Genomic DNA, 21,436 nt, shown 5'->3' on the forward strand with positions numbered 1-21,436 from the left:
TTAAGTTCAACTTATATAGCTGTGGCTGCGGGTCGGATTCCGGAACATATCCAGAAGTCCCAGCACAATGTGAGCAAGACCAAAGCCCAGTATGCCATAGCCCCATGCACTTGGAGTCAGATAGTAGCCAAGCAGGCTGACAATGATACCAAGCCCTGTCACAATCCAGCTGACGGTCATAATGTATACACCTCACTTTGCGGAAAATGAAATGACTGGCTTCCCATGAATTACAGTCATTAGTATTTCCGCGCAATAGAGGGTTTATTCACCGCCAGTAGTCGAAGAATCTGTACCGCTCTGTGTTGAACCCGTACTGCCTGTAGTCGAATCCGTAGTAGTACCACTCACCCCGGCACTCGTTCCGGTCGAAAAAGCTTCTCCTTGCTGTATCAAAACACGAGTCGTTGATTTATTATCAGTTATCGGTTGACCTGCTACGGAAATATCCGTGGCAGAAGAACGTCCTGACTTGATATACAAGCCTTCCGGACCGATGTCAAAGGACACGGCATCTCCACTTTTGGTCATGCCATAGCTCAGCTTTTCACCACGTGAGTTTTGCCCCTTGTACACCTCAAGCCAGCTTTCTCCCGTTGCCTTAATATCCACCTTGACTGTAGCTCCGGTTGCACTGGAAACTTTGAAAATCGTCGTTTTACCTTGCTTGCCATCCTGAGCCACGGTTACACCTTGTTGCGGCGTAGTGGTACTCGGCTGCTGGCTACCGTCAGGAGTGGTCGTATCCGTTCCTGTACCTCCTGGTGGTTGGGTTTGCCCCGTTTGCCCAGCATCAGGAGTGGTTTGTCCGCCGCCACCATTTGGAGCTGCCGTCTGACCGTTATTCGGCGTTGTTGTCTGAGCGCTTCCCTGAGGAGGGGTTGTCGTCGTATTTTGCGGTGGTGTCGTAGTTCCCTCCTTGGTACTGTTAGGAATGGACGTACTCGGTGTCGTAATCGGCGTTGTATTCTCGGCTGTTTTTGGAGCCGTGTGATTGTTACTCACCCAATATGCATAAATAACCCCAACAATGAGAACCAAAAAAAGCCACATTAAAGCTGTAGGCAACCATTTGAGATTTCCAATCGTAGCCGGACGGTTGGAGCGTTTCTGTGTCACAGGCTCCATGACAGCTTCCGGCTCTGGTTCAGGTACATTGCTTTTATGTCCTTCCAGAATCTCGTCGGGGTTTAAACCGACCGTTTCAGCGTAAGTTTTAATAAAAGCTCTGACATAAAAGCTTCCCGGCAGCACTTTGTAATCGCCCGTCTCAATGGCTTCCAGATAACGTTTGCGTATCTTCGTCATTTCCTGAACATCGTCAAGGCTCAATCCTTTTTGCAGCCGGGCCTCCTTTAATTGCTGACCCAGTTCTGACATGTCATCATCTCCTTGTATAATTACGCTTATTTAAAGATCTTCTGTATAACTGGCTGTAAAGGTATCATAAATAATTTCCTCAGCCGGATTATTGCGAAGTTCAATAATGAAATTGAAATCATCGAAGCTGTATCCCGATTCACGTACAAAAACGTCAGGATGCTCAATAACCTTCGTACTCGGCATGCTCATTATTTCCTGAAGCAAGTGATAATGTCTTTCATTTGACCGAATTGTACTCACAATACCGTCAATAATAAATACATTGTTAGGGTTCATTTCCTCTTCGGAGAGCTGACTGCGCACCGTCTGCCGTAATAGCGTTGAAGACACAAAAGTCCAGCGCTTCATAGCACATACGCTGCTGGCAATAATGGTTTCGGTTTTTCCCACACGAGGCATTCCGCGAAGTCCAATCACCTGATTTCCATCCCTCTTTAATACTTCACCCAAAAAATCGACCAGTAACCCAAGCTCGTCGCGTGTAAAGCGGAATGTTTTGCGGTCGTCCGAATCCCGATCAATGTAACGTCCGTGCCTTACTGCCAATATATCGACCAGCCTTGGAGCGCGTAAGGCCGTAACCGTAATATTACTGGCCTTTTTTAAAGTATCTCCGAGAATGCGTATCTTCTCGTCATCGTCTGTTTCCAGCAGCATCCCCCGTCTTTCGCCTTCAACACCGTTAATCGTCAGTATATTAACCCCCAGAATACCAAGCATGGAAGCAATGTCTCCCAGCAATCCGGGACGATTTTTATGTATCTTGTACTCCATGTACCACTGTTTCAATTCTTCCGTCACATTAGCACCTCATTCACATTCAAAACCGTCAACATTTCCAAATCAAAGCCTTATTGTATCATAAAATAACACCAATCGACAAAATCAAATATTGAGACCACAAAGGCTTCTTGTATTCAACACAATTGCATAAGCCTCGATCACGTTTATGATATATAAATTACAAAGGAATTACAAGAACAGCTCTGTAACCATTACAGAAAAGCCCCCAAAAGGGAGCTTTTCATGTTGGTTAATGCTTATGCGTTGCTTTTGGCTAATTTGACCATCAGCCGGGCGATAGTGTGACGCTCGTCCTCATCGGCAACTCCCCACAGTTCTTTCAGTGCGCGGTTGGAGTGGTTGGACGGATCGACCTTCTCATCCAGAAAATCACCGATTTCATAAGCAAGCTCTGAAATGGTATCCTGGCTGATTCCAAGCTTCTCCGCCTGTTCCACACGCTGACCAAGGAACTTCTTCCAGGTATCGAAATTCTGAACTACTGTTGACATACTTAAATCCTCCTTAGATGATTCAGATTTAAAATCAACAGTTATAATATGTTCTTCTCAGGTGCTCTCTATACTGGTGGTTTCCTCCAAACGCTGTACTTCTCGTCAAGTCACCCATCCACCGTTAGGACTAATGACCTGCCCGTTTATATAACCGGATTCAGGAAGCGCCAGAAAATAAACCAGTGATGAAATTTCATCAGGCCGAGCCAATCGACCGGCAGGAATTTCTTCTTCAAGACTGGAAATTTCCCCTTCGTCCAGATGATCCAGCATAGACGTATCTACTGCACCCGGAGCTACCGCATTTACCGTTACTCCAGAAGGTGCAACTTCTTGAGCCAGTGCTTTAGTGAATGCGTTAATCCCGCCTTTGGTGGTGGAATACAGCACCTCGCACGAAGCGCCGCATATTCCCCATACAGAAGACACATTCACGATACGGCCATAGCGTTGAGAAATCATATGCGGCATAAAAACCTGCGTACACAGAAAGGTCCCCTTCACATTGACGGCCATCACTTCATCCCATTCCTCTTCCGACACATCCGTCAGCAATCCGTAATGAGATAATCCAGCGTTATTCACAAGAATATCTGGCTTCATTCCGTGATTCTCCAGCTTCTCCCGCATGCGTTCAATCTGCTCCTTGCTCCGCAGGTCCGCTGACACGGTCATCACCTTGCCTGAATAAGCCATACAACAGCGGGCAACTTCATTCGCTTTTTCATGGGACTTCATGTAGTGAATGACCACATTCATCCCAACAGCCGCAAAACGCTCCGCAATAGCCGCTCCAATCCCGCCGCTTGCTCCCGTGATCAGCACAGTCGTATCGCCAATGGCTTTTAATTCCCCATCCTTGGTGGTTATCGGTTCCCTCTCCCTGGGCATTACGGACTCACCACCAGCGACATGGCCATCTGATCCCACTGAATATGATCCTTCAAACGACGGTTAACATCCTCAAGTGTAATACTTTCATAGACCGGAAGCAATTGGAAAAAATCACTATCCCGGAAGCGATGTCTCGTAAACTCATGCGCTATGTTTTCGGGCGAATTGAGCATACGCAGATAACCGCCGATTTTCTTTTTACGTGCCCGTTCAAAATGTTCTGCCGTGAAGCCCTGTTTTTGAATGGACCCCACCTCTTCACGTATCCGCACCAACAGCCCATCCGGGTCCTTGGTATCTCCACCGATAGCAGAAAACGCATACTGCGGTGTACTGTTGTACTCATGGCCGAAGCTATCTGAAATGAGGTCCTCATCGTAGAGCTTTTGATACAGCTGTGTACTGGAGCCAAACAAAAGATCAAGCATCAACTTGGTTTCCAGATCATGACGAAGCAGTTCCTCACCCATGAGACCTACCTTGGCTTCCTTGAATCCGAACAACAGCTTAGGGAGAGAAACCGCCAGTTTTACCTCACGACGCTTCTCTGCCACAATAGCAGGCTCTTCGTCAAAAATACGCTCAATCTCTCCTTGCGGCTTGTAATCCTTTTTCGCCTGATTGTTACGCACCAGTTCTATTACATCCGCCGGGTCCACTCCACCTACCACAAAAAGAATCATATTGCTCGGGTGGTAAAAAGCCTCATAACAGCTATACAGCGTTTCTTTCGTAATCGTACTGATGGATTGGACGGTACCCGCAATATCAATATGCACCGGATGGACCTTGTATAGCGCTTCGATCAGGCCAAAGTAACTCCGCCAGTCTGGATTATCCTCATACATATTGATTTCCTGACCGATAATGCCTTTTTCCTTCTCCACATTTTCATCCGTAAAGTAAGGGTGCTGTACAAAATTGACCAATGTGTTCAAATTCTCCTGAATATGCTCGGTTGCGGAAAATAAATATACCGTTTGATCAAAGCTCGTAAATGCATTGGCCGATGCCCCATTGGAGGAAAAAGTAGCGAAAATATCACCTTGAGGCTCTTCAAACATTTTATGCTCCAAAAAATGGGCGATGCCATCGGGAACCTTAACCGGCTGCTGACCTTCCACACGAAAATGATTATCGACTGAGCCATATTTGGTCGAAAATGTAGCGTATGTCTTCTGAAAGCCCGGTTTGGGCAACACATAAACATGTAATCCGTTATCCATCACTTCATAGTACAGCGTTTCCTGCAAATGCTCATAAGGTATGTGCTCCACCCGCTATTCCCCCTTCTGGTCTCTCAAGAAATAAATGGTGTCCAGTCGGAACGTCCGGGCGGCATCCTGAACATCCTTCACCTTGACAGCCTCCACCTGGCTCAGCAGCTCATCTACCGTCCGCTCTTTGCCGGAAAGCTGTCTGTTAAAATCGTAAGCGATCATTTCAAAAGCGGAATCCTGCATTTCCTTCAATAAATTGCGGATCATCGCCTGTGTCTGGGTCATTTCCAGCTCGGTAATCGCACCATTTTGCGTATCTTCCAGTTGCTTGCGGATAATGGTTACCGCTTTTTCATAATTGGGTATTTCGATACCGGATTGAATCGTCCCTATGCCCTTGTGCCCGTCATACCGTGATGAGGCGTAATACGCCAAGCTTTCCTTCTCCCGCACGTTGACGAACAGCTTGGAGTGAGGATAACCGCCCAAAATCCCGTTGTACATCAGGGCAGAGGCATAACGATCGTCACCATACGTAATCGGGGTGCGCAATCCCATGTTCAGCTTCCCCTGATTTACATCCAGACGCTCCACCACCGTTTGTACATCACGTTCTACCGCTTTTGGTTGTTCAGGAGCATATCCCTTTTCTTCCGAACGGTTCAGTTGGAAATAGCGATCTACGAACTTCTCCACTTCCTCCAGCGTCGTATCTCCAACTACATACAAATCCATGCTGGCGTTATTCAGCCATTCTCCATAAGCCTGATACAAGCCTTGCGCATCTATACGATCCAGATCAGACCGCTGACCGAGGGGGTGCAGACGATAAGGCTCATTTTTGCACATTTCCTCCATGCAGCGCTCTCCAGCATAACGAATTTTATCATTGACTATAGATTCCAGCTTCTTGCGTACGTTTTCCCGTTCCTGCTGGACGTATCCAGTCTGAAATGCTCCATTCTCCAATGCAGGCTTCGTCAACACCTCTCCGAGAAAAGCAAATGAACGATCCAGCAAGCTGTCCGAGCTGTTTACAAAGCTGTCATTAATCGTATCCATTCGAAATTGCACGATTTGATAATCTCCGCGTTTATATACATCAAATCCAAAGCCCGCGCCATACAATTGCTCTAATTGTTCTCTGAATTGTGTAGTCTGCGGATATGATTCTGTACCCCGTCGTAGTACGAATGGTGTCAGTCCCACTCGGGTTACCGTTTCCTCTTGTAGTGGAGTACCTACATACAATGATATGGCAAACGTCTTGAAGCGTTTGGTTGGCAGTACATGAATCCTTAATTGTCTGCGCGTCCCACGCTCGAAACCTGTTTTGTTCAAGTCCAAAACTCCTTTGTGACGTCAATTTCGTCTAGCCTTTTTAGCATGAGCCGCTGTGAATCATTATCTTGTAAAGAGGTAAAGTGTCCCAATCTTTATTCTAACGATGCAAAAGCCAAGAAGCAACCGGAGACAAGCTCCCGGCTGCTTCGGCGGTTTACATGCAGAAAATATGCTGACCAATCGTCTTTACCTGCGGGCGGCTCCAAATCCATTTGGAGGTAGCTGTTTTTGGATTAAAATAATAGAGGCAGCCTCCGCTTGGGTCCCAACCGTTCAGTGCCTGGCGAACTGCCTTTGTTGCAGTTTCATTTGGCGTGAGCCAGATTTGACCATCAGCTACAGCTGTAAAGGCCCCCGGCTGAAAAATCACTCCGGACGGTGTGTTTGGAAAGCTGGGGGATTTGACCCGGTTCAAAATAACTGCCGCCACGGCTACCTGTCCTTCAAACGGCTCGCCACGGGATTCACCATAGACTGCGTTAGCCATAATTTTGAGATCGTTGTCAGACAGTCCCATCGCGTTAGCTGATCCCATGGTTTCATCTTTTTGATCCGGTTTATTATTATTATCCGCTGTCTGCCCCTGAGCGGAACCCTGATTTTTACGATGTAAAGGAGTTTCCGTCGGTTTCCAATTAGGAGTTGCATTCACTAGCTTTAGCTTTGTTTTTGCTCCGACCACTCCATCAGGGGTGATGCCAAACTCTTTTTGAAAGCCCTTAACAGCCTTCAATGTACTGCTGCCAAAATGACTGTCCACTTCCGCCCCGAAAAAGCCCAACAGCTTCAAACGGGATTGCAGTTCATATACATCCTGACCGTAGGAGCCGTAATTAACCGCCTCTGTGCTAAATGTCTCTTGGGAAGGCTGTGTTGCTTGTACTTCCTGCTGTGTGCTCAGCGGCTCTGCATGCTGCGCAGAGACGTTCGCAATAAGCCCTGTGTACGTGACAGCCGAGGCTGCGAGAATACCCGTGCAAATCCAGACCATTGTCTTTTTCATATGCTACGCTCTACCTTTCTTTTGTGGGATTAACAGGATGGCTACGTTTATTATGACAAGCTCTGCTTAAAGCTATTCACCCTTTTAATCTTCTTTCATTCGGCTACTCCTGTTCCTGAAAAAAAGCAAAAAAAATCGCTATCTGTACGCATAGTGTTGTCAAATTTAAACAAACACCACACTTACAAACAGCGATTTGGGATGCGATTTCTGGTAAGCCTATGGTCAGGAACTGACTTTGTTTTGCTGATATTGCTCCATTGAAATAAGCACCTCACGGGGCTTGCTTCCCTCGTAAGGGCCGATGACGCCACGAGCCTCCATAGAGTCAATCAACCGGGCCGCACGTGTATAGCCGATCCTCATTCGGCGCTGAAGCAGAGATACAGATGCTTGCTTGGCCTCCAAAATGATGTTGACAGCCTGATCGTACAGCTCATCCAGCATTTCATCGGCATCAGCAGATGCTTCCTCTACCTCCGGTACAAGCGTTTCATCATATTGTGCTTCACCCTGCTCACGCACATAATTAACGATGTTCTCTACTTCCTGATCGCTCATGAACGCTCCCTGAACGCGAACCGGCTTGGAAGCACCCATTGGCATGAACAGCATATCCCCACGTCCGAGCAGCTTCTCGGCTCCGCCCATGTCCAGTATTGTACGGGAATCCACCTGCGAGGACACACCAAAGGCAATACGCGAAGGAATATTGGCTTTGATAACCCCGGTAATGACGTCAACCGACGGTCTCTGCGTTGCAATGATAAGATGAATCCCTGCGGCACGCGCCATTTGGGCCAATCGTGCAATCGCATCCTCCACATCCCCCGCAGCTACCATCATCAGATCCGCCAACTCGTCCACAATAACGACGATGTAAGGCAGGAACGCAGCAGGATTGTCTTTCATCAAATTATTATAGCCTTCTATGTTACGGGTTCCTGATTTGGAAAATAATTCGTAACGCTTTTCCATTTCTACTACAATTTTTTTCAAAGCGAGTGAAGCGCGCTTCGGATCGGTAACGACCGGTGCCAACAAGTGCGGAATACCGTTGTACACGTTCAACTCCACCATTTTGGGATCGACCATGAGAAATTTAACCTCATCTGGCTTCGCCTTGTACAAAATACTCGTAATAATACCGTTAATACACACCGATTTACCTGAACCGGTTGCTCCGGCTACAAGCAAATGGGGCATTTTAGCCAAATTACCAACAATCGTCTGGCCTGCAATATCACGTCCAAACGCAATGGACAAATTGGATACAGACTCCTGGAAAATGGTCGTCTCCATAACCTCACGCATCGTTACAATAGAAACCTCGTTGTTCGGAACCTCAATACCGATAGCCGATTTGCCTGGAATTGGAGCCTCCATACGAATATCCTTCGCAGCGAGCGCAAGCGCAATGTCATCCGTCAGGCTTACAATACGGCTGACCTTCACACCAATGTCCGGCTGAATTTCATAACGCGTCACCGCAGGTCCACGAACAACCTCCAGTACCTTTGCCCGTACGCCAAAGCTTTCCAATGTGGCCTCTAGCTTGCGTGCCGTTTGCATGTAATCCTTTTGCCCAAGGCCTTTGCCCACGTTTTGTGGCTTGGCAAGCAAACGGAACGACGGGAGCTTGTATGGCTTGGGTGGCGGTGGAGCAGGAATGGCCGCAGTTGTGCCTGTAGTCTCTTCGCCTAACGCCCCCGTTGAATTCGCTTGGGCCTGTCCATCTGCACTGTCTGGTGTATTATGGCCTGCTGTTGCCATACCGTCCGTATCTGTGTTCGCAGCGGTATCCATAAAGTTATCATCCAGCGACTCATCATAAGCTGAATCCGTCTGCTCTGACCCGGCCAAGGATGCCTCTGATTCATCCTCAGGTCTTCTTTCCTCATGCTTCACCTGCTCGAAGAAATCCCGAATGATCGGTGATCCTTTTACCGGAACAGAGACCTCCTCCTCTATGTGTTCAGCAGTATCGGACAATTCTTCTGCTTGCTTGGGGTTTCTCCACAAGGGCTGTCCTTCCTCAGCTTCATAAGCATGCTCTTGATCATCCTTGTCCTTTCCAGCCATTTTTTTCAGGCCAAACAGCTGATAGAAAATCGGCTGCTTACGCGCCGGAGGCTGCATTTCATCAAAATCATCATCCATATCTTCCTCATATGCAGGAATCGACTCGGACTTGATTTTTTTATTCCCGGTACCTCTGCCAGATGCCGAAAGTGGAGTGGCTTTACCAATCCATTTTTTCCGAACGCTACCCCCTGCTGCCAGCATCTTCGTCCGAACAATTCGAACCAGATCCACATAAGACAGCTGGGTCAGCAGCATAAAACAAATCACAAACATTACAATCATGATCAGCTTGGCACCCGTAAGACCAAACAGCCACAACAGCACAGTAAGCTGCAATGCGCCGATATATCCCCCACTAATATCCTTGTTCAGCATTGAGGTATGGCCTTCCTTGTCAGGCGATAGCAACTGCTCACGCATATCTATATGTATCTGGCTCATCACCCCGCCTGGTTGAAGTGCATTAATCGGCCCCAAACGCTGCTCCATAGATGAAATAGAGCTCATAAGCGTAAAGGCAAATACCAGCAACAACAGCCCCGTTTTACGTGAGTTCCACTGGTTTGGCCATTTGCGGTGAATCATCACCATCAGACCGTAATAAATGCCGATCAGGGGTATGACAAAATAAAATTTCCCCAGTACCAGCCCAAACATCTTGGATAGCGACCGACCGACTGCCGCTTCACCCGACAGCGCAATGACCGCCAAAGTTATCAGCACAATGCCGTAAATTTCGAATTTTAGAACTCCGCCAAACGCGGCTTTCTTTTTCCTTTTCCTTCTTCTGGACATTCAAGGTCACCCCCCAGAAGAATATTATACCACGTCACCCGGTATCCGCACATATGTTCTTTTTCAACATCAAACGACCTATTTTCACCCTATTCGACACCTTCTACGACCATTCGATGACTTGTCCGGGTGCATAACGCGGATTCAGGTAAGTTTCCAGCGGACAATCTAGCAATCGCACGATAATCCCCCTGCGACTTTCGAGCGGCTGCACCTGCATAAGTAAACCGTCAACCCGAATCTCCGCAAATGTCTCCGCCTCCTTCCACATGCCCTCCCACACCATTTCCATTGGCATTACGGTATATAAGGTCATTGAGGCAACTCCCCACTATGCTCATTAGGAAGCGTTCCAGTCGAGGTATCTGTAGCATTTTGGGAAAAAGGTACGAACGGAGCCTGCTGCTGAGTCCCTGTAATCCCGTTTTGCTGACGTCGAGATTCAATGATGGTGTTCAGTTGTTTCAATGCTTCTCCGATGCCACCAACCGCGTCCATCAACCCGTATTTCACTGCATCGGCTCCCCCAACCGCAGTACCAATATCCCGATTCAGTTCACCGGTTTTAAACATAAGCTCCTTGAACCGCTCCTCGGTAATACGCGAATGGGAAACCACAAAACGTACAACACGCTCCTGCATTTTTTCCATATATTCAAACGTTTGTGGAACTCCGATAACCAAGCCATTCATACGAATTGGGTGAATGGTCATCGTCGCGCTCTCGGCAATATAAGAGTAGGTGGAAGAGACAGCGATAGGTACACCGATACTATGCCCGCCTCCAATGACAATGGTTACGGTCGGTTTACTCATTGAAGCAATCATTTCAGCAATAGCCAGCCCTGCCTCGACATCCCCACCTACTGTATTCAGCAGAATCATTAAGCCTTCAATACGGGGATTTTGCTCCGCTGCTACCAGTTGGGGAATAATGTGCTCGTATTTGGTCGTTTTGTTTTGCGGTGGCAGAATCAGATGCCCTTCAATCTGACCAATGATTGTCATACAAAAAATATTGGATTCGCTTCCGGGCATGGAGGTTTGTCCCAGTTGCTGCAAGGCTTCCATAGCGGGGGAAATGGGTCTTTGCCCAACTTCAGGCATAGGTTGATCCGGTGTTTCTGTTTCCTGTTTGCTGGATGATAGGTTGCTGTATTGTTCCATGTGGGCGATCTTCCTTTCGCTTTAAGCGTTTTTGTGACCCGTATCACCCTATAGTATGGGATGGAAATGGAATATTTTATACCCACCCCCATGGATTTCCTGCTTTCCTCACCCGGAAAAGCCAAAAAAGCCTCCCCTCCCGCGGAAACCGTCCAATATTTCCTGCGGGAAGAGAGGCGACTGTGTGCCTGTGACTTAAGTTTTTAATTCAGGTTTTTGAGCAAATTTCAATTGACTCACACTTCCATAATGATTGGCAAAATCATTGGTCTGCGACGAGTTTGCTCATACAAGAAGCGACCCAGCGCATCCTTGACATTTGTTTTAAGGGAAGCCCATTCGTTTACATTTTCGCTCATGAGCTTATGCAGTGTGCTTGAGACAATACGATTCGCTTCATCCAGCAAACCTTCCGATTCGCGGACATATACGAAACCACGGGAAATGATATCCGGTCCAGACTTGATCGTGCCGTCCTGCTTGCTCAGGGTGACAACAACAACCAAAATACCGTCCTGTGACAGCAATTTGCGGTCGCGTAATACGATATTCCCTACATCTCCTACACCCAGTCCGTCGATTAACACATTGCCCGCTGTAACCTTACCAGCTCTGCGTGCTCCACCGTTCTGAATCTCAATAACTTCACCGATATCTGTTATGAAAATGTTGTTCGGCTCTACACCTACCGATTCGGCAAGGAGGGCATGACGACGTTGCATTCTGAACTCACCATGAATTGGCAAGAAAAATTTAGGTTTCATCAGATTCAGCATTAGTTTGAGTTCTTCTTGGCTTCCGTGTCCGGAAACGTGAATTCCCGGATTAGCTGCGCTGTAATAAACATTGGCACCCAAACGGAAAAGTTCATCAATCGTGCGACCGACATATTTTTCATTACCCGGTACCGGTGTAGCAGCGATGATAACCGAATCTCCCGGAAGAATATCCACCTTACGATGTGTGGAACGCGCCATTCTTGTTAGAGCAGACATCGGCTCGCCTTGGCTACCTGTGCAGAGAATAACTACGCGATCCGCTGACATTTTGCCAACTTCCTCAGGCTCGATCAGCATTCCATCCGGAATTTCCAAATAGCCTAAATCGGAAGCAATCCCTACGACATTAACCATACTGCGACCAATAACCGTCACTTTGCGTCCTGTCGATTCAGCAGCATTAATAACCTGCTGAATACGGTGTACGTTGGAAGCAAAAGTAGCTACAACTACACGCTGTTTCGACTTACGGAAAATGTCTTCCAGCACGACGCCGACGCTTTTTTCCGATGGAGTAAAGCCTGGTTTTTCCGCATTGGTACTGTCTGACAAAAGAGCCAGTACGCCACGTGTGCCGATTTCAGCCATACGCTGCAAATCTGCATATTGTCCGTTAACTGGAGTATGATCAAACTTGAAGTCACCTGTATGAACAACAGCGCCCTCAGGAGTATCAATGCATACACCCACCGAATCCGGAATACTGTGGTTTGTTCTGAAGAATGTTGCTTTCAGCGTGGAACCCAGTTTAATTTCGGAATCAGCATTGATCAAAATACGTTTGGTTTCGCCAAGCAGATTCGCTTCCTTCAGCTTGTTTTCCACCAGCCCCAGCGTCAATTTGGTACCGTATACCGGTACATTCAAATGTTTCAGCACGTAAGGCAAACCGCCGATATGGTCCTCATGACCATGAGTCAGCACAATGCCTCTTACCTTGTCGCGGTTCTCCGTAAGGTAGGAAATATCAGGAATAACGATATCAATGCCAAGCATGTCCTCTTCCGGGAATTTCAAACCCGAATCCACCACGACAATGTCATTGCCGTATTGAATGACATACATATTCTTCCCGATTTCACCGACGCCGCCCAAAGCGAAAATCATCAATTTATCGTTGTTTGTTTTTTTAGACAAATGAATCTAAACCTCCTATGGTAGTTGGACGTCGTACCTTGATTTATTTATTTAATTTTCAAAAGAATACCGCACCCAGTCACTTGACCCCATTATACATGATTAAAATAAGAAAAAACAAGTCATCCTGTTCGTTGCGCATAGGTTTCCCACTGCCGTCTAAAACCATTACTCCCTGTTCAATTATCTTGATACATGGTTAAAAGGCACAGCAAAAAGGGCGCCCTATAAGAACGCCCTCATGCCTGAGTACCTTTCAAGACTATAAAATCCTCCGGCTTTTTTACTCCCGACTGCCTATAACAAGGGTACTACTTGTATTCATTTAACATTTTAAAATTCATTCTTCCCGATTAGTGGGCAAATAATTTCTTAATAAATTCCGCTTCCTCTTCGGTCGGAGGAATAAGCGGCAACCGAACAGAACCGACCGAAACATTCCGTAACTCCAATGCATATTTTACAGCCACCGGATTAGGCAGTGGATGAGGACAGCCGAACAAACCCTTGAAAACCGGAAACAACTGCTGATGCAATTTTGCTGCCTGCTGTGCGTGTCCCCCTACAAGTGAATCAATCATCTGCTTCATTTCTGCGCCTACTACATGACTCGCCACGCTGATAATACCATAAGCCCCTACAGCCATAGCAGGCAACCCGTAAGCGTCATCTCCCGAATAAATGAAGAATCCCTCTGGAGCTGCGGCTGCAATCTGTGTGACCTGCGCCAGCGACGCGCATTCTTTGGTTCCTACAATGTTAGGGATTTGCGCAAGACGCAGCGTCGTTTCTACGGTCAGGCTGGCTGCGGTACGGCTTGGTACATTATACAGTATGACTGGAAGGGATGTGGAATTTGCAATACTTTCAAAATGCTGATACATCCCTTCCTGATTCGGTTTATTGTAATAAGGCACTACCAGCAAAATACCGTCTACCCCCGCCTGCTCCGCAGCACGGGTCAGATGAATGGAGTGACGTGTATTGTTGCTACCGGTACCGGCAATGATTTTACATCGTCCGGCTGCTTTTTCTACAGTAAATGCAAACAACTTGATTTTTTCATCATCGCTCAGGGTAGGAGACTCGCCCGTCGTTCCTGATACGACAAGAGACTCCGAATGTTGTTCTTCTATTAAATAATCAATCAACGAGGACAATGCAGTCCAGTCAATCTCTCCTTGCTGATCAAAAGGTGTCACCATTGCGGTAATCAGTCTGCCGAAATTCACCATGCTGCCTCCTTTTTTTGCAAGTCCGAGCACGGACATTGCGCCTATTGATGGAGTTCAAATTTATTATGCAATGCGCGTACAGCCTGCACCATATCTTCTTTTTTAACGAGTACCCAAATCGTCGTGTTGGAATCTGCCGATTGAAGAATCTGTACGTCTGATTCTGCCAATGCCTCTACAATCGTCGCCATAATGCCAGGTACCCCATTGATACCGCCACCTATGACGGATACTTTAGCGCACCCTGCCAAAATTTTAGGCTCCAAGCCCAGACCGTTCAGTACTTCAACCGCTTTGCTTCCATCAGCATCGAACACGGTATAAACCGCCCCGGATGGAGTTACATTAATAAAATCGACGCTGATTCCATGCTCAGCCATGGATTTGAATACTTGTAATTGCAAATGCTCCGAGCCTAGCTTTAATTCTACGGTAATTTGTGTGACGTTGCCGACATACGCAATACCGGTCACGAAACGGTCAACGATGTCTGCCTGTACGTCCTTAAAGCCCTCCGGATGGGTGACCAGCGTTCCTTCCCCTTCGGAAAAGGTAGAGCGAACCCGAACCGGAATATTCGCCTGCATGGCAATTTCAACAGCACGGGGGTGGATAACCTTAGCCCCCTGATGAGCCATATTACAAATCTCCGTATAGCTGACATGGGCAAGCGGTTTTGCATTTTCCACGATGCGCGGATCGGCGGTCAAGATGCCGTTCACATCCGTATAAATGTCTACCATGTCCGCTTGTAGAGCGGCACCCAGAGCGGTAGCGGAAGTATCGCTGCCACCACGACCCAAGGTAGTCATATCACCGCTTACAGTCTGACCCTGGAAGCCTGTCACAATGACGACACGGCCCTGGTTCAGCTCTTCCACGATACGGTCTGGCTTTATATCCAAAATACGAGCATTGCCGTATTGATCATCCGTAATAAAGCCCGCCTGTGCCCCAGTCAGCACCGTAGCAGGAATACCTTCATTTTCCATCAGGCTGCATAATGTAGCGGCAGAAATGATTTCACCACAGCACAGCAGTAAATCCCGTTCACGCTTAGGAAGACTGTCGCCGTTAGACGCCGCCCATTCGAGCAGCGTGTCCGTGGCATAAGGCTCTCCTTTCCGCCCCATGGCCGACACAACGACAACCAGTTGAAAATTTTGTTCCAGCTCTCGCTTCACATGTCCTAGCACCAGTTGACGCGCTTCGGGTGTGGACAGCGAGGTTCCCCCAAATTTCTGTACTAAAATACTCATCGCTCTTCCCCCATCTTACTCCCTACTTCAGGAACGTTATTCCGCATTTGCAGCAATAATCTCCGCGATTTGCACCGCGTTCCATGCTGCTCCCTTGAGCAGGTTGTCGGATACGACCCACAGATTCAATCCACGGCTGTTGCCCAAATCACGACGTACACGTCCTACGAATACATCAGGTTTCCCTGCGGCTTCGGATGCCAGCGGATAGAGCTGCGCAGCAGGATCGTCTACCAGGGTTACTCCCGGTGCCGAAGCAAGCAGATTGCGGATTTCTTCCAAATCATAATCTTTTTTAAGCTCTACATAGACGGATTCCGAGTGTCCGTATACGACAGGAATACGTACACACGTTGCTGTTACGTCCACGGATTCATCATCCAATATTTTTTTCGTTTCAAGTACCATTTTCATTTCTTCCAGTGTATAGCCGTTGTCCTGGAATTTGTCGATTTGTGGGATAGCATTGAAAGCAATTTGATGCTTCACCGGCAATGAACCGACTGGCAGCAGATCAGGCTGAACTTCTTCACCGTTAAGGATCGCTGCACTTTGACGATTCAGTTCATCAATGGCACGGCTTCCAGCCCCGGACACCGCTTGATATGTGGATACGATGATACGAGAAATGCCATACTGATCATATAATGGTTTCAAAGCAGCTACCATCTGGATGGTGGAGCAGTTCGGGTTGGCAATGATTCCTTGATGCTTGGCAATTTTGTCGCTGTTCACCTCAGGAACGACAAGAGGAGCTGTAGGATCCATCCGGAAGGCGTTTGTGTTGTCAATGCATACTGCGCCATGACGAACAGCATGTGGTGCCAGTTCCTTACTTACGTCTCCGCCTGCACTGAACAAGGCAATGTCGATTCCTTCAAAGCTGTCGGGGGTTGCAATCTCTACTGGAATTTGCTGACCTTTAAAGCTAATTAAAGTGCCGGCAGAACGAGGCGAAGAAAGAAATTTAATTTTATCCACAGGAAAATCACGTTTTTCCAGCAGATTTACGATTTGTTCTCCTACGGCGCCTGTCGCTCCAACGACAGCTACATTAAACTTTCTATTGCTCATCTGGTGTATCTCCCCTTCTCGACTAAAAAACCATTTTTTTATTCTGAAAGCATCCACCGCCAACAAGAAATTAGACCCGATGCATCATCGAATCATCTTCTAGGCGAGGGATGCTCAGCAGTTAACTATAGTACTTCATGGAGTCTTGCGTTCCACAATCATCGGTTGAAGCTGTTTGCCATGCATAGCAGCGTAAGCGGCTTCTGGAATCAACTCCATGTCAGCCACAAGTGAATTGGGCTTTTTAACTGGATTGTCCTGTCCGAACGGCACAAAAAATATATTTTTGGCTACCAGCAACTTGGCGATATTCGCAGCATTCAAGCCAAGCCCATCATTGGTTGATATGGCCAAAAGAAGTGGACGACCGTTGCGCAATTGCGCCTTGGCGGCCATCAGAACCGGACTGTCTGTCATGGCATTCGCCAGCTTACTCATCGAATTCCCCGTCAAGGGTGCAATCACCAGTACATCGAGTATTTGGGAGGGACCCAGTGGCTCAGCCTCCACAATTGTAGAAATGATATCATTCCCTGTTATATCTTTCAACTGTTTTTGCCAACTTTGCGAAGTACCGAAGCGGGTATCCGTTGTTAATACCGTACTGGATATAATGGGAACGACCTTCGCGCCCTCGTCAACAAAACGCTGTATAACAGGCATGACCTCTTCAAATGTGCAGTGTGAACCTGTAATTGCATAACCTATCGTTTTCCCTTGCCAACTCATTACGCATCACCCCGATCAGGATTATCTTCCATTAACAACTGCACCAAAGTATTCGCTATAATGGCACCAGCAGTTTTGGGAGCGACAATACCAGGAAGTCCGGGGGCGAGCATGGCCGTGATTCCACGCTTTTCTGCAAAACGGAAATCACATCCGCCCGGGGCGGAAGCAAGGTCAATAATCACGGTAGCCTGTTGCAATTTAGACAGGATTTGCGCTGTGATAATCATAGAGGGTATCGTATTAAAAATCAAGTCAACTCCCTGAGTCTCATCCGCCAAATCCCTTGTCATGAAAGGCTTCCATCCCATTTCCACCGCTCTCGCCGCATCCTCTGCTCTACGTACCCCGACCTTCACTCTGGCTCCCAATCCTTGTAGCGCCCTTGCCATGGTAAATCCAGTCCGTCCCATGCCCAGAACCATACAATTTGCACCATTAATTGTAAAATCCGTATGCTGAATCGCCATCATCAGTGCGCCTTCCGCCGTAGGTATCGAGTTATATATGGCCACATCGTCTCTTTCCAGCAACTCCACCAGCTTTAAATCATGTCTGGAACAAATTTCTTTTAAGTACGTCCGCGCCATCCCCGTATATACGACGCAGTGCGGCGGAAGAGCAGCGGCGTGCTCATTCAGAAACTGCAGCTTTTGCGCTCCGAAAAGTGCATTCACATTGCCTCCCTCATCGCATCCTACAACGGGCAGCACAAGCGCATCTGCCGATTCCAGCAGCTTGACAGACAATGGCTCCCGTGATGCTCCTCTGAGCGGCTCTTCAAGCTGGTCAAAGCCGACTAGGCTGACGGTAGCATCCATGTCTATACATTTTCGGATTACCTCAAGCTGTCTCGCATCGCCACCCAATACAACGATGCGTATTCCTGTTAGCATCCGGATCACTCCTTTCCGAGACACGATATGCTTTTAGTCTATGCAACCACCTATAGATAGGTGAAGAAACACAAAAAAACCGCCCCTTTTTCGGGACGGCTTTTTGTGTGTATTTATATTCATATGCTATTCATGCTCTAGCTTAAAAACGCAATTCAGTTACATTCTCCAAAATGCCGATTAAAGCCGTGACTTTTCAGTCGCTTGAAGGAAACTGTAGACTCAGCGTCCTGTATGACCGAAGCCTCCAGCACCACGCACTGTTTCAGACAAACGGTCTACCTGCTTCAACTCTACCTCAGGCACAGTCTGAAATACCATTTGTGCAATTCGCTCATTACGTGTAATGGTAAATGGTTCCTCGCCCAAATTAATAAGCAATACCTTAATCTCCCCACGATAATCCGCATCAATTGTGCCCGGTGTGTTGAGACAGGTAATACCATGCTTGAGAGCCAGTCCGCTACGCGGACGGATTTGTGCCTCCAGCCCTGCCGGCATCGCTATAGCCAATCCAGTTGGAACAAGACAACGCTTGCCGGGCTCCAATAATAAATCTTCCTGTACCGCAGCATACAGGTCAAACCCGGATGCAAGCTCTGACATTTTACGGGGCAGCTCAATATCCTCATTGCCCCCAAGTCTGTTAATTTCTACGTAAGTTAACAAAATAGTCCCTCCTCATATCCTTAACCGCTGAATCGCTCGTTCCGACCATCGATAGGGCAATCGGCTCCGAGAACATCCGGTCCAGTACCTTGTTCACATCATCAGCTGTCACTTGCTCAATATGCTCAATCATTTGATCCAGCGTGTAATGCCTACCTAGCATCAATTCATTTTTCCCAAGACGATTCATCCGACTTCCTGTGCCCTCAAGGCTTAATATCAAGCTTCCTTTTAACTGCTCCTTGCCTTTACGAAGCTCGTTATCATCCAGTCCCTTGACAGCCACATCCTGCAACAGCTCAAGTGTCAGATCCAGCACGTCCTTCGTCTGCTTGGGAGCCGTACCGGCATAAATGGTGAACATACCACTGTCCGCATGGGAGCTATGGTAGGAATAGACCGAATAAGCCAGCCCGCGCTTTTCCCGAATTTCCTGAAACAGACGTGAGCTCATACCGCCACCGATCGCGTTGTTCAGCAATACCATAGCATACTGGAGATCGTCACCCGTTGCAAATCCAGGCAGTGACAAGCAAATATGATTCTGCTCCGTTGCCTTTTCATGATACAGCAGCTCACCGTTAAACACAGGCGCCGTCAGGGGCGAAGCAGTTCCATGGTTATCAAAGTGCCCAAAGTGACGCTCCAATAGCTCTACCAGACTATCATCAATATTACCAGCCACACTGATAACCGTATTGTCGATGGTATAGTGTTCTTTCATATAATCGCTGAGATGGGAGCTGTTCATAGCTAATAAATGCTTTTCGGTACCAAGAATGGGGTAAGCCAACGGATGGCCGCCATAAGCGGCCCGAGATAAGAGATCATGTACCATATCGTCCGGTGTGTCCTCGTACATGGAGATTTCCTCCAGGATCACGTTCTTCTCTTTTGCCAGCTCTTCATGATCTAATTTAGAATTAAAAAACATATCGGACAGTACATCAACCGCAATCGGCAGATGCTCATCCAGCACTTTTGCATAATAGCACGTGTATTCCTTCGAAGTGAATGCATTAACATTCCCTCCGATGGCGTCAAATTGCTCGGCAATTTCCTTCGCGTCGAAACGCTCTGTTCCTTTGAAAAGCATGTGTTCAATAAAATGAGAAATACCGCTATTGTCCGGGGTTTCATTTCGGGAGCCGGTTTTAACCCAGATGCCGAAAGAAACGGAACGCACGGTTGGAATTTTTTCAATGACCACTCTTAGGCCGTTTTTGAGTTGAATTCTTTCCACGATTGGCCCTCCTAAACTGAATTGCAAACTTTGCCATAATGTTCAATCCTAACAGAAAAAAGACGTTCACTCAACCGGAGCAGGTAGCTGCCGATCAGGGGAAAGCGTCTGACTGACGGTTCCGGGCACCAGTCCCTTGCTGCGAATGGCATGAATCATGCCTTTGAGAGCCGCCGATGAAGAATCTGTCGGATGCATCAAAATCAGTGATCCCGATTCGACCTTGCTACTGATTTTAGCAATTAAAGATTCCGGCGAAGGATGTCTCCAGTCCACTGTATCCAGTGTCCACAGCACTGTTTTAAGCCCAAGACCTGCTGCTAAATCAACTGTTTCCTGATTAAAATCGCCCGACGGCGGGGCAAACCAGCTGCTTTTCACACCTAAAATATCCTGAAGAAGCACTTGCGTCTTCTCTATTTCCTGTGTAGCTCTTTCCCTGCTCAGACGGCTCATATTGGGATGGGAGTAAGCATGGTTCGAAAGCTCATGTCCTCTTTTTTGAATCTCTTTGGCGAGTTCAGAATTTTTTTTCAGCCAGCTACCATCGAAAAAAAACGTAACCTTGACCTTTTCCTGGTCCAGCGTGTCCAGTATAGGCACGATATACTCGTTTCCCCAAGCCACATTGATCATGAAAGAAACCATCGGCTTTTCTGGATTTCCCCGGAAAATCGGGAAATTGCCGAGCTGGTTCAAATGTATCTTGGGCGCAAGCTGTCGATACACATATTGTATGGGTCGGTCTGGAGCCGCAATTGCCTTACGATAAGTAGCGTCCAGGTCAACCTCCAAGCCGTTATAGCCAGGAATAGCCTTCCACACACGGTCAATTTTGGCATCAACCGGCTCTCTTCTTTGCCGGGCAGCATATGATCGCAGTCGCTGCATGAGTGCATTATCAGGTAAAGCCGCGATCGCCATCGTTGTTGCAACCTCGGGCTCACTCGTTTCCGTGCTGTGTCCGGCGCGTAGTTGACTCACATACTCACGTACCCCACTAAACTGCCCAATCACCAGCGTAATGACCAGACTGGATACAACCCACGCTGCTCTCTTTGCCTTTCTCATGATCCCTTCATCCTCCCGCCCGTTTGTCCACATTGTATGCGGGGAGGACAAGAACTATGACGTAGCAGGCCCCTGAAAGCCCACTTCGACACTGCTAATGCATATGTATGAAAAAAGAGCCAGAAACGTAGCTCTGCCTCTTTCCAAAAGCTTAA

20 protein-coding genes are annotated in these 21,436 nt (G+C 47.6%); all 20 read right to left on the reverse strand.

Going from position 1 to position 21,436, the window contains the following annotated elements; all coding sequences use genetic code 11:
• Positions 1 to 6 precede the first annotated feature (6 nt).
• The 20 genes from ACIFO6_RS09060 to ACIFO6_RS09155 all read right to left on the reverse strand — a co-directional run bounded on the left by ACIFO6_RS09060 (position 7) and on the right by ACIFO6_RS09155 (position 21,281).
• Positions 7 to 180, reverse strand: a complete 174-nt coding sequence (locus ACIFO6_RS09060; RefSeq protein WP_430040156.1) for a hypothetical protein — start codon at positions 178 to 180, stop codon at positions 7 to 9.
• Between the two features lie 84 nt (positions 181 to 264).
• Positions 265 to 1,380 (reverse strand): helix-turn-helix domain-containing protein, encoded by a 1,116-nt coding sequence (locus ACIFO6_RS09065; RefSeq protein WP_430040158.1) that lies wholly within the window; start codon positions 1,378 to 1,380, stop codon positions 265 to 267.
• A gap of 30 nt (positions 1,381 to 1,410) precedes the next feature.
• Positions 1,411 to 2,184 carry a DUF3388 domain-containing protein gene (locus tag ACIFO6_RS09070; protein ID WP_014281145.1) on the reverse strand — a complete coding sequence of 258 codons (774 nt, stop codon included), beginning with the start codon at positions 2,182 to 2,184 and terminating at the stop codon, positions 1,411 to 1,413.
• A 239-nt stretch (positions 2,185 to 2,423) separates the two neighbouring features.
• A complete protein-coding gene (locus tag ACIFO6_RS09075) occupies positions 2,424 to 2,678 on the reverse strand; it encodes a DUF3243 domain-containing protein (protein ID WP_430040160.1) in 255 nt (84 codons plus the stop codon).
• A 105-nt stretch (positions 2,679 to 2,783) separates the two neighbouring features.
• Positions 2,784 to 3,572 carry an elongation factor P 5-aminopentanone reductase gene (gene ymfI, locus ACIFO6_RS09080; RefSeq protein WP_430040162.1) on the reverse strand — a complete coding sequence of 263 codons (789 nt, stop codon included), beginning with the start codon at positions 3,570 to 3,572 and terminating at the stop codon, positions 2,784 to 2,786.
• Positions 3,572 to 4,852 carry an EF-P 5-aminopentanol modification-associated protein YfmH gene (gene yfmH, locus ACIFO6_RS09085; RefSeq protein ID WP_430040164.1) on the reverse strand — a complete coding sequence of 427 codons (1,281 nt, stop codon included), beginning with the start codon at positions 4,850 to 4,852 and terminating at the stop codon, positions 3,572 to 3,574. The genes ymfI and yfmH overlap by 1 nt, the downstream gene beginning before the upstream one ends.
• Positions 4,853 to 4,855: 3 nt before the next feature.
• Positions 4,856 to 6,136, reverse strand: a complete 1,281-nt coding sequence (gene yfmF / locus ACIFO6_RS09090) for an EF-P 5-aminopentanol modification-associated protein YfmF (protein WP_430040166.1) — start codon at positions 6,134 to 6,136, stop codon at positions 4,856 to 4,858.
• Positions 6,137 to 6,293: 157 nt separating this feature from the next.
• Complete coding sequence (gene sleB / locus ACIFO6_RS09095) at positions 6,294 to 7,142, reverse strand: spore cortex-lytic enzyme (RefSeq protein WP_430040168.1); 849 nt, start codon at positions 7,140 to 7,142, stop codon at positions 6,294 to 6,296.
• 225 nt (positions 7,143 to 7,367) lie between these two features.
• A complete protein-coding gene (locus tag ACIFO6_RS09100; protein WP_430040170.1) occupies positions 7,368 to 10,022 on the reverse strand; it encodes a DNA translocase FtsK 4TM domain-containing protein in 2,655 nt (884 codons plus the stop codon).
• Between the two features lie 103 nt (positions 10,023 to 10,125).
• Positions 10,126 to 10,338: a YlzJ-like family protein gene (locus ACIFO6_RS09105; RefSeq protein ID WP_014281138.1), complete on the reverse strand. Its 213-nt coding sequence runs from the start codon at positions 10,336 to 10,338 to the stop codon at positions 10,126 to 10,128.
• On the reverse strand, positions 10,335 to 11,189 hold the full coding sequence (locus tag ACIFO6_RS09110) for a ClpP family protease (protein ID WP_430040172.1): 855 nt from the start codon (positions 11,187 to 11,189) through the stop codon (positions 10,335 to 10,337). Before ACIFO6_RS09110 ends, ACIFO6_RS09105 begins: the two co-directional genes overlap by 4 nt.
• A 236-nt stretch (positions 11,190 to 11,425) precedes the next feature.
• On the reverse strand, positions 11,426 to 13,105 hold the full coding sequence (locus ACIFO6_RS09115; RefSeq protein ID WP_430040174.1) for a ribonuclease J: 1,680 nt from the start codon (positions 13,103 to 13,105) through the stop codon (positions 11,426 to 11,428).
• Between the two features lie 353 nt (positions 13,106 to 13,458).
• Entirely contained in the window at positions 13,459 to 14,340 is an 882-nt protein-coding gene (gene dapA, locus ACIFO6_RS09120) for a 4-hydroxy-tetrahydrodipicolinate synthase (protein ID WP_430040609.1), read from the reverse strand.
• Between the two features lie 41 nt (positions 14,341 to 14,381).
• The gene (gene dapG, locus ACIFO6_RS09125) at positions 14,382 to 15,599 is read right to left on the reverse strand and encodes an aspartate kinase (protein ID WP_044644829.1); all 1,218 of its coding nucleotides are present in this window, start codon (positions 15,597 to 15,599) and stop codon (positions 14,382 to 14,384) included.
• A gap of 36 nt (positions 15,600 to 15,635) precedes the next feature.
• The gene (locus ACIFO6_RS09130; protein ID WP_430040176.1) at positions 15,636 to 16,673 is read right to left on the reverse strand and encodes an aspartate-semialdehyde dehydrogenase; all 1,038 of its coding nucleotides are present in this window, start codon (positions 16,671 to 16,673) and stop codon (positions 15,636 to 15,638) included.
• Positions 16,674 to 16,808: 135 nt separating this feature from the next.
• Positions 16,809 to 17,402 (reverse strand): dipicolinate synthase subunit B, encoded by a 594-nt coding sequence (locus ACIFO6_RS09135; RefSeq protein WP_430040178.1) that lies wholly within the window; start codon positions 17,400 to 17,402, stop codon positions 16,809 to 16,811.
• Positions 17,402 to 18,298: a dipicolinate synthase subunit DpsA gene (gene dpsA, locus ACIFO6_RS09140; RefSeq protein ID WP_430040180.1), complete on the reverse strand. Its 897-nt coding sequence runs from the start codon at positions 18,296 to 18,298 to the stop codon at positions 17,402 to 17,404. Before dpsA ends, ACIFO6_RS09135 begins: the two co-directional genes overlap by 1 nt.
• Positions 18,299 to 18,520: 222 nt before the next feature.
• Positions 18,521 to 18,967, reverse strand: coding sequence for a dUTP diphosphatase (gene dut / locus ACIFO6_RS09145; protein WP_430040182.1), 447 nt, complete (start codon positions 18,965 to 18,967; stop codon positions 18,521 to 18,523).
• Complete coding sequence (locus ACIFO6_RS09150; protein ID WP_430040184.1) at positions 18,945 to 20,210, reverse strand: M16 family metallopeptidase; 1,266 nt, start codon at positions 20,208 to 20,210, stop codon at positions 18,945 to 18,947. Before ACIFO6_RS09150 ends, dut begins: the two co-directional genes overlap by 23 nt.
• A gap of 66 nt (positions 20,211 to 20,276) precedes the next feature.
• On the reverse strand, positions 20,277 to 21,281 hold the full coding sequence (locus tag ACIFO6_RS09155) for a polysaccharide deacetylase family protein (protein ID WP_430040186.1): 1,005 nt from the start codon (positions 21,279 to 21,281) through the stop codon (positions 20,277 to 20,279).
• Between the last annotated feature and the right edge of the window lie 155 nt (positions 21,282 to 21,436).

Source organism: Paenibacillus sp. NRS-1781, from assembly GCF_050467745.1.
In the GTDB taxonomy this organism is placed as follows: domain Bacteria; phylum Bacillota; class Bacilli; order Paenibacillales; family Paenibacillaceae; genus Paenibacillus; species Paenibacillus terrae_A.

Excerpts from the sequence above, each read along its gene's own strand:
- ACIFO6_RS09060 (WP_430040156.1), bottom strand. The coding sequence starts at position 180 with ATGACCGTCAGCTGGATTGTGACAGGGCTTGGTATCATTGTCAGCCTG.
- ACIFO6_RS09065 (WP_430040158.1), bottom strand. The coding sequence starts at position 1,380 with ATGTCAGAACTGGGTCAGCAATTAAAGGAGGCCCGGCTGCAAAAAGGA.
- ACIFO6_RS09075 (WP_430040160.1), bottom strand. The coding sequence starts at position 2,678 with ATGTCAACAGTAGTTCAGAATTTCGATACCTGGAAGAAGTTCCTTGGT.
- ymfI (WP_430040162.1), bottom strand. The coding sequence starts at position 3,572 with ATGCCCAGGGAGAGGGAACCGATAACCACCAAGGATGGGGAATTAAAA.
- sleB (WP_430040168.1), bottom strand. The coding sequence starts at position 7,142 with ATGAAAAAGACAATGGTCTGGATTTGCACGGGTATTCTCGCAGCCTCG.
- ACIFO6_RS09100 (WP_430040170.1), bottom strand. The coding sequence starts at position 10,022 with ATGTCCAGAAGAAGGAAAAGGAAAAAGAAAGCCGCGTTTGGCGGAGTT.
- ACIFO6_RS09105 (WP_014281138.1), bottom strand. The coding sequence starts at position 10,338 with ATGACCTTATATACCGTAATGCCAATGGAAATGGTGTGGGAGGGCATG.
- ACIFO6_RS09110 (WP_430040172.1), bottom strand. The coding sequence starts at position 11,189 with ATGGAACAATACAGCAACCTATCATCCAGCAAACAGGAAACAGAAACA.
- dapA (WP_430040609.1), bottom strand. The coding sequence starts at position 14,340 with ATGGTGAATTTCGGCAGACTGATTACCGCAATGGTGACACCTTTTGAT.
- dapG (WP_044644829.1), bottom strand. The coding sequence starts at position 15,599 with ATGAGTATTTTAGTACAGAAATTTGGGGGAACCTCGCTGTCCACACCC.
- ACIFO6_RS09130 (WP_430040176.1), bottom strand. The coding sequence starts at position 16,673 with ATGAGCAATAGAAAGTTTAATGTAGCTGTCGTTGGAGCGACAGGCGCC.
- ACIFO6_RS09135 (WP_430040178.1), bottom strand. The coding sequence starts at position 17,402 with ATGAGTTGGCAAGGGAAAACGATAGGTTATGCAATTACAGGTTCACAC.
- dpsA (WP_430040180.1), bottom strand. The coding sequence starts at position 18,298 with ATGCTAACAGGAATACGCATCGTTGTATTGGGTGGCGATGCGAGACAG.
- ACIFO6_RS09155 (WP_430040186.1), bottom strand. The coding sequence starts at position 21,281 with ATGAGAAAGGCAAAGAGAGCAGCGTGGGTTGTATCCAGTCTGGTCATT.